Raw genomic sequence first — 9696 nt, 5'->3', positions numbered from 1 at the left:
GAGAGCCTGAGCACGGAGGGGCTGCGCCTGCTGCGCAAGGGCGCCACCGCCTACCAGAACATCCGCTTCCTGCTCGGCTGCGCCGAATACGGCGTGCGGGCGGACTGGAACATCCTCACCGGCTACCCCAACGAGACGCCGGAATCGCTCACCGCCCAACTGGACGCCGTGGCCTCGCTGACGCACCTCACGCCGCCGCACATCACCCTGATCCGCTTCGACCGCTTCAGCCCCTACGTCGAGAACCCCGAGCGCTACGGCCTGGAGCTGACCCGCCCCCTGCCCGGCTACCAGCACGTCTACCCGGACCTCTCCTCCGACGAACTGTGGGACATCGCCTACCACTTCGAGGGCGAGTTCACCGACGGCGCCGCGAACGCCCCGATCCGGCGCCGGCTCGCGGCGCGGGTCAGGCTCTGGCGGGCGCACCACGGGAAGTCCTCGTTCACCTACCGCCTCGGCTTCGACTCCGTCACCCTCTCCGACCGGCGCCCCGGCCTGCCCGGCGGGGACGTCCGGCTCTCGGGCGACGAGGCCCGGCTCTACCGCGCCGTCATCGGCGGAACCCGCCACCGAGACCTCCAGGAGCTGGGGTGGTCGGGGGACCGCTGGGACCAGGCCCAGGAAACGCTGCGCGACTGGCAGCGGCGCCGATGGGTGTACGCGGAAGGCACCAAGGTCATCGCCCTGGCGATCAGGGCCGTGCCGTCCGCCTACCGCACCCCACCGGCCAAGGGCACCCCCCGGCGGGCCCGAACCCCCGTACCGCTCACGCTCACCGCCCGACCGTAGGGAGGCCATGGCACCGCGCATCCGGGCACGCGGACCCGAGGGACGCCCACAGCGCGGGCTGCCCGCGGAGCACGAACGCAAGCACCCCGTTACCGCACGAACCGACGAAAGGAACACCCTCATGGGACCCGTGGTCGTATTCGACTGCATGACGGCTGACTTCCTCAACGACGACCCCAACAACGCGGAGCTCAGCGCCCTGGAACTCGCGGAGCTGGAGTCCTGGGGCGTCTGGTCCGAGGACGACACCAACGTCTGACGCTCCTGACGAAGAACCGGCAAGGGGATCGGTGACGGCTCCGCCGTGACCGACGGCCCGGACGCACGCCAGCGTCCGGGCCGACCACGCCCCCGCACCGGACCTCGACACGGCAGGCGGACCGCGGCGACCAGAGCGACCGAGGGGCGAAGAGGTGAGCGTGCGAAGCACATCGACCGACCGGTGCGAACTGAGCGAGGTCGATTACCGGATGTGGCCCGCTCCGGACACCGTGACCGCACGGTGCCGGATCAGGACGGCGTCCGGCGCGACCGCGGAGGGCCACGGGACGGCCGGGCAGGAACCCCTGGCCCGCCGGAAGGCCTTCTCCGAGGCGGTCGAACGCCTGGCCGCCTGCTCCCCCCTGGCCCCGGTGCTCCGCCCGGCCGCTCCCGCGTCCGGCGGCCGCGACGGGCTCGTCGCCGGGTCGTCCGGGCTGCGCACGGCGCCCCCCGGCTGCGGGGTGCGCCGCTACCGCGCGCCGGCCGGCGGCCCCGACCGCGAGGTGCCGGTCTTCTGGTCCTCGCCCTGGATCGCCGGGCAGGAGCTGCGCTCGGGCGTGCTGTCCTCCACCGACGCCCGACTGGCCTGCACCGTCGGCTGGGCCGCCGCGCCCGACGCCGACGCGGCGCTCGACGGCGCCCTGCTGGAGCTGACGGAGTCCGTCGACTACGGCGTGTTCCTGTACCGCGGGCTGGCGACGCCGCCGTACCGGCCGCCCGCCCCGCGGCCGCCGGCCGCGGGCGGCGCGAGGGCCCCCACCCGCCCGGCGCCGGAACCCGAGCCCGAGCTGGTGCCGCTGCGCGGGATCACCCGCACGCCCACCGTCCTCGCCGTCGCCCGCAGCGAGGACCGGTCGATGCCCGCCACCGGCCTCGGCAGCGGGCCGGACCTCCGGCAGGCCGCCGAACGCGCCCTGCTGGAGCTCGAACAGGCGCGGACCATGTGGCGGGCAAACCCGACGGGCGCCTCCGCCGAGCGGGAGTTCCTCCGCCGGTTCGAGAGATGGCCCGCCCTGGTGCGGTGCGTCCGCCTCGACTTCGACCCGCGGGGGGCGGAGCCCGACCGCCCGGCCGCGGCGCCGCGCGCCCTCCCGCCCCGCGCCCCGCTGCGGGAACTGACCGCCCACTCCCTCTCCGTATGGGCCGACCGGATCTCGGTCGACCTCTTCGGCCCCGACCTTCCGCCGACCAGGCTCCACCTCGCCCACGCGGTGACCGATCCGCAGCCTCTGCTGGGCCTGGTCCGAGCAGGAATCCCCGTGTTCGACACGGGCGAAGTGAGGAGAACCCTTGCCCCGGACCGCACACCACGACCTGCTGACCGCCGCGATCTCCGGCCCGACCGACTCGGACCACGTGCCACCCGAGCGTGAGACCCCCCTCACCACGGCCCTGACCACGGTCGGGGACTGGCTGGCCGACCGGAGCCTGACCGCCGACATCAGCCGCTACGGGATCGACAGCGCGCCCACCTACGAGGTCCGCCTGACCGACGCCGAGGGCGCGCTGTGCTCGCGCAGCTCGGGCAAGGGCCTCGGCCACCGCAGCCTGGCCAGCGCCCTCTACGAGAGCGCCGAGCACTACCACCTGGACTGGCGGCGCGACCACCGGGCGGACGAGGCGTCGTTCCTGACCACCGAGGCCGTGGCCGGCCAGCCGTCCGCCGCACCGTCCGCGCTGCTGCGACGGCTGGCCGGGATCGACCCCCGCGGCGAGGTCCTGACCCGCTCCTACCGCCCGGTCGCCGAGGTGCTCGGCGAGAAGGCCGACGCGCCGGTCCACCACCACCCGGTCTTCCTCCGCGACGGCGGCTACCGCAACTGGCCGCACCCCGCCGACACGGGGGTGTTCGCACCGCTGTGGCACTACACCTCCAGCGCCGGGTACGCCGCGGGGGCCACCCTGGCGGAGGCCCTGGTGCACGCGGTCAACGAGGCCATCGAGCGCGACGCGTGGTCGCACCTGCTCGCCGGGGCCTACTTCACGGACGGCGGCGCACTGCCCGTCGTCGAACCCGACGACCTCCCCGCCGACCTGCGGGAGTTGACCGACGAGGTCGCGGCGGCCGTCGACGCGCGGCTCCTGATCGTCTCCCTCACCTGCGACACCCGCGTGCCCAGCTACCTGGTCTGCGACGCGGTCGCCGACGAACCGGTCCGGCTGGTCGGCAGCGGCTCGTCCCCGGTCCCCGAGTACGCCCTCCAGCGCGCCCTGCTGGAGTACCTCCAGGTGCGGACGATGTACCGGCACGGCCCGGTGGACGCCGGCAGCGAGTCCGAGCAGATCGGCCGCGCCCTGGCGCGCTGGCCGCGCCACCTCGCGGCGGCCCGGTTCGACGTGCGGGCCCTGCCGCACCGCGCGGTGCCCTTCGACACCGCCGACGCGCTGCCCGCGTCGGCCGCCCCCGAGGAGCTGCTGCGGCGGCTGGTCGAGAGGCTGCGCGCGGTGGGCCTGGAGCCGTACCACCGGGTCCTCACCGAGCCGGGTCCGGTGACGGTGGTCGACGTCGTCGTCCCCGGACTGGAGATGCTGGACAAGGCGCGCGCGGGCTACCCGGTGCTCCCCACCGGCCGGCTCGACGCCCGGCTGCGGCCCCGGAAGGGCGGTCAGCGGTGAGGCTCGTACTGGTCGCACCGCCCTGGAACAGCCTGTACCGGCCGTCGATCCAGATCGCCACCCTGGCGGCGCTGGCCGACCACGCGCCGGGCGACCCGATCACCCCGGTCTACGGGTACCTGGACTGGTCGCAGTACGCCGTGGAGACCCTGGGGTGGGACCCGGCGGAGTTCGTGTCCGTCTACGACACCATCGGCGAGGAGCTGTACGGCTTCGGCGTCGGCGACTGGATCTTCGGAGGGACGGCGGAGCCCGAGACCGCGGGAGACGGACCCGACCCGCGGGAGACGGACCCGGAGGCCTACGCCGCCTTCCTCACGTCGCGCGGCGTCTCCGAGGAGATGGTGCGCCGCGTCCTGGACCTGCGCGCGATCGCGCCCGACTTCGTGGCCGGGTTCGCTCAGCGCCTGCTCGACCTGGACGCCGCGATGTACGGGTTCACCACCTCGTTCAGCCAGCTCGTCCCCTCGCTGGCCATCGCTCGGGCCCTGAAGGAACGGGACCCCGGCCGCCACGTCGTCCTCGGCGGCGCCAACTGCGACCGGCCGATGGGGCAGGCCGTGATGGCCGCGTACCCGTTCGTCGACGCCGTGGTGCAGGGCGAGGGCGAGGCGGCGGTCGCGGCGCTGCGGGCGGCGGGGGGACTCGCCGACCTGGTGGGCGCGCCCGGCCTGGCGCTGCGTACCGAGGGCGGGATACGGGCGGCGCTGCCGGTGGCCCAGGAGGCGGACTCGGCCCCCGTGCCCCGCTACGACGAGTACTTCACCCGGTTGCGCGACCTGCCGTGGAGCGAGCTCATCACCCCGCACGTGGCTCTGCCGTTCCAGATGTCACGCGGCTGCTGGTGGGGGGAGAAGCTGCAGTGCACCTTCTGCGGCGAGAACGGCAGCGGCATGGTCTACCGCAGCAAGCCGGGGCGCAGGCTGACCGACACGCTGCGCCGACTGACCGAGAAGCACGGGGTGTTCGACACCTACGCGGTCGACACGATCCTCGCCAAGCGGGACAACGGCCTGGCCGAACTGGCCGCGTCCGAGGTCGACATCACGACCTTCTTCGAGGTGAAGGCGAACCTCGGACCGCGGGAGGTCGGCGAGATGCGGGCCGCCGGGGTGACCATGGTGCAGCCCGGCATCGAGAGCCTGAGCAGCGGGGCGCTGCGACTGCTGCGCAAGGGCGCCACCGCCTTCCACAACCTGCGGTTCCTGGTGCTCTGCGCCGAACTGGGCATCGACGCGCAGTGGAACCTGCTGTCGGCCATGCCGATGGAGACGCCCCGGATGCTGGAGGAGCAGCTCGCGCTGTTCCCCTTCATCACCCACCTGGCGCCCCCCTCGACGGTCAGCCGGGTCCGGGTGGACCGCTACAGCCCGTACTTCGAGCGGCCCGAGGAGTTCCGGATCGAGGTGGACGGGCCGGAGCCCAAGTACCGGTTCATCCACGCGGTCCCGGAGGCCGACCGCACCGCGCTCGCCTACTCCTTCTCGCACACCGAGACCGAGGAGCGGGCGGACGCGGAGGAGATGCTGGCGCTGCGGCGGCGGCTGGGCGCGCGGGTCGGGCTGTGGAAGAAGCTCCACGCGCAGTCCCGGTTCGCCTACCGGCTGGGACCGGACCTGACGGTGCTCCAGGACCACCGGCCGCACGTGGGCACCGGCCGCCACGTCCTGCGGGGCGCCGACGACAAGCTGTTCCGCACGATGGCGCACGGCGGGCGGATCGACCAGTCCGTGGAGAAGGTCTCCGACATGGCGGGCGTGCCCCAGGACGAGCTCCGGGCCCGGCTGCGGACCTGGAACCGGCGGGGGTGGCTGCACATCGAGGCCCGGCGGGGGCTGATCCTGGCCACGCGGGACGGTATGCCCGACACCCTGGGAAGGGCGGCGGAGCTGCGCGACGACGGGCTCGCCGACGAACTGCGGGAGCGCGACAGGCCGGACGCGCCGGAGGCGGGCACGGACACGGACCGGGTGGTCACCGCGGCGGGAGCCGGGCGGACGGGAGGAGAAGCGCGTGGATGAGGTCGAGCAGTTCACCGTGGTGTCGCGGGACGGCACGGTGATCGCCGCCGAACGCCGGCCCGGTACGGGCGAGGCGCTGCTGCTGGTGCACGGCGTGGCCATGGACCGGCGGGTGTGGACGGACTCCGGCTTCCTGGCGGCGCTCCCCGCCGATGTCGACGTCACCGCCGTGGACCTGCGCGGGCGCGGCGCCAGCGGGCCCGGCGGCGGCGCGGCGGCGCACGCCCCCGACCGGTACACGGCCGACCTGCGGGCCGTCCTGGACCACCTGGGCCATGACCGCTGCACGGTGGTCGGCCTGTACTACGGCGGCCGGGTCGCGCTGGCCGCTGCGGCCGCCGACCCCCGGATCGGCCGGGTGGTGTCCTTCTGCGCCCACGCGGAGGCGGTCGTGATCCCGAGCGACGCCGTGGAGGAGGAGGCCACCGCCGTCGAGGGGCCCGGCGGCGCCGCGTACCTGCGGGACAACTTCGTCGCCAAGGGCGCGCCGGCGTGGATGATCGACGCCTGCGACCGGGTGGACCGCCGGGAGCTGGGGCACGCCACGCGCGGCCTGCTGCTCGGCGGTGAGCGCGAGGTGGCGCGGGGCTTCCCCGACCAGGAGGTGGTGCTGGTCACGGCCTCCGGCGACGCGGACCTGGAGCCGTTCCGGCAGAGCGAGCGCCGGCTCGGGGCCCGGCTGTGGCTGCTCGACGCCGAGAGCCGGGTGAAGGCGGCGGCGCGCCTCGCGGACGTGGTCCGGGTGCTGCCGGACGGCGCCGCGGCGACGGGGCGGACGCCCGGATGAGCGGGGGACTGGAAGAGGCCCAGTGGCGGTGGCGGCGCAACCTGCTGCCCGAGGGCGACCCGCTGGTGACGGCCCTGGAGGAGTTGGCGGACCGGCCGCGGAACCACGTCCTGCGGCGGGTGCGGCAGGCCGACCCCGTCACGGGCGCGTTCGGGCCCGTGCAGGACCTGACCGTCGCCGACGGCCGCTGTACGGCGGGGCCCTCGCCGTGCGAGGGCCCCCGGCAACCTGAGCGCAAACGGCCGTGCGACTGGTACGCGGTCTCCGGCATGGTCGACGCCCACGCCCACGTGTCCTCGCTCGCGGACCTGGTCGGCCTCCTGGTCCACGGGGTGACGGGCTGCCGCCAGTTGTGGGGCGAACCCGCGCACCTGCTGGCGGAGGGCGCACGGCGGGCCCGGCACGTGGTGCTGCCCCGCCTCTGGGTCTCCGCCGGGGTCGTGGACGGGCCGACGACGAGGCTGCCCGAGGCGGTGACGGTCCTGGCCGACGACCGGGCGGTCCGCCGGGCGGTCGAGGAGGCGCTCGCGTTCGGCTACCACGGGCTCAAGATCTACGACGACGTCGAACCCGCCGTCCTGGAACGGCTGGCGGACGCCTGCGCCCGGACCGGCGTCCCGGTGGTCGGCCATGTGCCCGAACGGGTGCCGTTCGCGGCGGCGGCCCGCCTGCTGCGGACCAGCGAACACCTCTACGGCGTGGTGCCGAACGTGTTCCGCCTGCCGCAGGACCGCCGCTGGGACGCCCTGGCGGAGGCGCTGGCCGGGAACGGGGTCGCGGAGCGGGCGGCGGAGATGGGCGACGCGCTCGCCGCGTCCGGCCCGCACCGGCACCTGGTCTGCCCGACCCTGGTGTGCTGGCGGGCCCGGAGCGGCGAGCGGTCGAGGACCAGGCCCTCCCGGCAGGCGCTGGCCGCGGCGACCCCGAGCAGGCAGCGCGCCTGGCAGCACGCCGCGCGCGAGGCGCTGCGGCTCGACCCCGCGGAGGCCCGTCGGCGGGGCGGCGCCGTGGACCGCCTGGGCGAGCTGGTGGCGCGCACCGAGGGCGTGGCCGCCCGGCTCCTGGTCGGCACCGACTGCGGGAACCCGTTCGTGCTGGCCGGCCCCTCCTTCCACAAGGAGCTGGCGGAGCTGGAGCGGGCCGGGATGGGCTTCGGGGACCTGCTGCGGGCGGCCACGGTCAACGCCTACCGTGCGATGGCCCCCGCCCTGCCCGGCACGGGGAAGCCGGTGGCCGTCCCCGCCTCCTCGGACCTGGTGCTCTACCGCCGCCCCCCGGACGGCCGGGTGGCGGGGCTGACACGACCGGACGCGGTGCTGATCGACGGCGTCCTGCTGGACGGGGCGGACCTGGACCGCCTGTGGGCCCTGCGCCTGGCGGGTTCGGGGCTGAACGCCGCGGACTGGCCGCGGGGTGAACTCGATCCGCCGATGCCCGGCGGTCGACCGACCGAGGAGATGGTTGTCCTTGCGCAACGAACAGCTCAGTGAGACGGACGCGTCGGCTCCGGCTTCCGGGGGCTGCCCGGTCTCGGCCGACTTCGACTTCTTCAACGCCCCCGAGGAGTACCGGCGCGCGGCGGCCGAGTACGCCCGCGACGGCGCCTTCCACAGCGACCGGGGCCCCGGCTTCTGGGTGCTCTCCTCCTACGAGGGCATCTGCGAGGCGTTCCGGGACGAGGACACCTTCACCGTGGGACGGGTCAGCGCGGCCGAGGGAGGGCACGAGGAGCGGTGGGTCCCCCTGACCGTGGAGGGCGGTGAGCACACCGAGTGGCGCCGTCGGCTGGCGTCCTGGTTCACCCCGCAGCGGGTCCGCGACCTCACTCCGGGGATGCGCGACCGCGCCCGCACCCGGATCGGCGACCTCCTCGACCGGGGCGAGATCTCCTTCAACGAGGACTTCGCCCGGCCGTTCGTGATGGAGAACCTGATGGTGGCCGTGGGCTGGCCGGCCGAGCGGCTCGACCTCCTGCTCGCCATCGACCGGGCCATGATCGACTCCCGGTCGGAGCCGGACCCCAAGGCGGCCGCGTACGGGGAACTGGGCCTGCCCGCCCTGGAGCGGTTCGCGCGGGAGCACATCGCCCTGCGCCGGGCGGAACCGGCCGAGGACCTGACGACGGCCAGCCTGACGTGGACGATCGGCGGCGAACCGGTCGGCGAGGACGACCGGGCCTCGCTGCTGTGCGTGCTCTTCCTGGCCGGCGTGGACTCCACCGTGAACCACCTGTCCAACGCGGTCCAGCACTTCGCCTACCACGAGGCCGACCGGGCCCGCTTCCTGACCGAGCGGGACGTCAGGTCGGCGGCGGTGGAGGAGTTCCTGCGCGTCAACTCCTGCATGTACCCCGGCCGGATGGCGGTACGGCAGGGGGCGGCGGGGGTCGCGGACCGGGGGGACACGGTGCTGCTGCCGCTGGCCCTCGCCAACCACGACCCGGCGGTCTTCGACCGGCCGGAGCGGGTGGACTTCGACCGGGAGCACAACCCGCACATCGCCTTCGGCACCGGCGCCCACCAGTGCCTGGGAGCGGCGTTCGCCCGCGCCCAGATCCTCACCGCGCTGGAGGAGTGGCACCGGGCGGTGCCGCGCTACGAGGTGCCGGCCGCGCTCCGCCAGGACCCGCCGCCGTTCCTGCGCAACTCCTACGACCTCCGGCTGACCTGGTGAGGGCGGTGTCATGACGAAGCTTCCTCGGGTCGCCCTGGTCGCCATGCCCTGGAACAACGTCCGGCGCCCCTCCATCCAGGTGGGGACGTTGCGGGCCGTCGCCGAGACGGCGGGCTGGGAGGCCGAGTCCCACTACGCGTACCTCGACTTCTACGGGCTGGCGCGCGCGGCGGGCCCGCTGCCCGGCATGGACCGGGAGGCGTGGTCCGAGGCGTACCGGGTGGTCTCCGAGGAGCTGTACCACCTCGCGGTGGGCGACTGGGTCTTCGCGCGGCGCCACGCGGACGCCGACGAACGGGCCGCGTACCACGACGAGTTGCGCGCCCGCGAGGTCGACGAGGCCACGATCGCGCTGATCGACGCCCTGCGGCCGGTCGCCGAGGCCCACGTGGAGCACACCGCTCGCAAGCTGCTCGCCGGCCGCCCCGACGTCATCGGCTTCACGAGCACTTTCAGCCAGAACGGGCCGACGTTGGCGGTGGCGGAGCGGTTGCGTGAGCACGGTTTCGGTGGGGTGATCGTGATGGGGGGGAGCAACTGCGAGGG

At 74.7% G+C, this 9696-nt stretch carries 8 protein-coding genes and 1 pseudogene; all 9 read left to right on the top strand.

The window, feature by feature from the left end; genetic code table 11:
- Positions 1-792: RiPP maturation radical SAM C-methyltransferase (locus tag ACZ6EJ_RS27450; protein WP_469270863.1), on the top strand; the 792-nt coding region annotated here is incomplete at its 5' end.
- Between the two features lie 121 nt (positions 793-913).
- On the top strand, positions 914-1051 hold the full coding sequence (gene botA / locus ACZ6EJ_RS27445) for a bottromycin family RiPP peptide (RefSeq protein ID WP_469270862.1): 138 nt from the start codon (positions 914-916) through the stop codon (positions 1049-1051).
- A gap of 160 nt (positions 1052-1211) precedes the next feature.
- Positions 1212-2426, top strand: a complete 1215-nt coding sequence (locus ACZ6EJ_RS27440; protein WP_469270860.1) for a YcaO-like family protein — start codon at positions 1212-1214, stop codon at positions 2424-2426.
- Positions 2344-3669 carry a YcaO-like family protein gene (locus tag ACZ6EJ_RS27435; RefSeq protein WP_469270859.1) on the top strand — a complete coding sequence of 442 codons (1326 nt, stop codon included), beginning with the start codon at positions 2344-2346 and terminating at the stop codon, positions 3667-3669. Before ACZ6EJ_RS27440 ends, ACZ6EJ_RS27435 begins: the two co-directional genes overlap by 83 nt.
- Positions 3666-5690: a RiPP maturation radical SAM C-methyltransferase gene (locus ACZ6EJ_RS27430; RefSeq protein WP_469270857.1), complete on the top strand. Its 2025-nt coding sequence runs from the start codon at positions 3666-3668 to the stop codon at positions 5688-5690. The genes ACZ6EJ_RS27435 and ACZ6EJ_RS27430 overlap by 4 nt, the downstream gene beginning before the upstream one ends.
- Positions 5683-6477, top strand: a complete 795-nt coding sequence (locus ACZ6EJ_RS27425; protein WP_469270855.1) for an alpha/beta fold hydrolase — start codon at positions 5683-5685, stop codon at positions 6475-6477. The genes ACZ6EJ_RS27430 and ACZ6EJ_RS27425 overlap by 8 nt, the downstream gene beginning before the upstream one ends.
- Complete coding sequence (locus ACZ6EJ_RS27420; protein ID WP_469270853.1) at positions 6474-7967, top strand: amidohydrolase family protein; 1494 nt, start codon at positions 6474-6476, stop codon at positions 7965-7967. The genes ACZ6EJ_RS27425 and ACZ6EJ_RS27420 overlap by 4 nt, the downstream gene beginning before the upstream one ends.
- Complete coding sequence (locus ACZ6EJ_RS27415; protein WP_469270852.1) at positions 7945-9150, top strand: cytochrome P450; 1206 nt, start codon at positions 7945-7947, stop codon at positions 9148-9150. The genes ACZ6EJ_RS27420 and ACZ6EJ_RS27415 overlap by 23 nt, the downstream gene beginning before the upstream one ends.
- Positions 9151-9160: 10 nt before the next feature.
- Positions 9161-9696, top strand: a pseudogene (locus ACZ6EJ_RS27410) (RiPP maturation radical SAM C-methyltransferase); the annotation flags it as partial.

This window comes from Streptomyces sp. NPDC041970, from assembly GCF_055588985.1.
The sequence above is the reverse complement of the archived record's forward strand: the minus strand, read 5'-3'. Positions and strand labels throughout refer to the sequence as shown.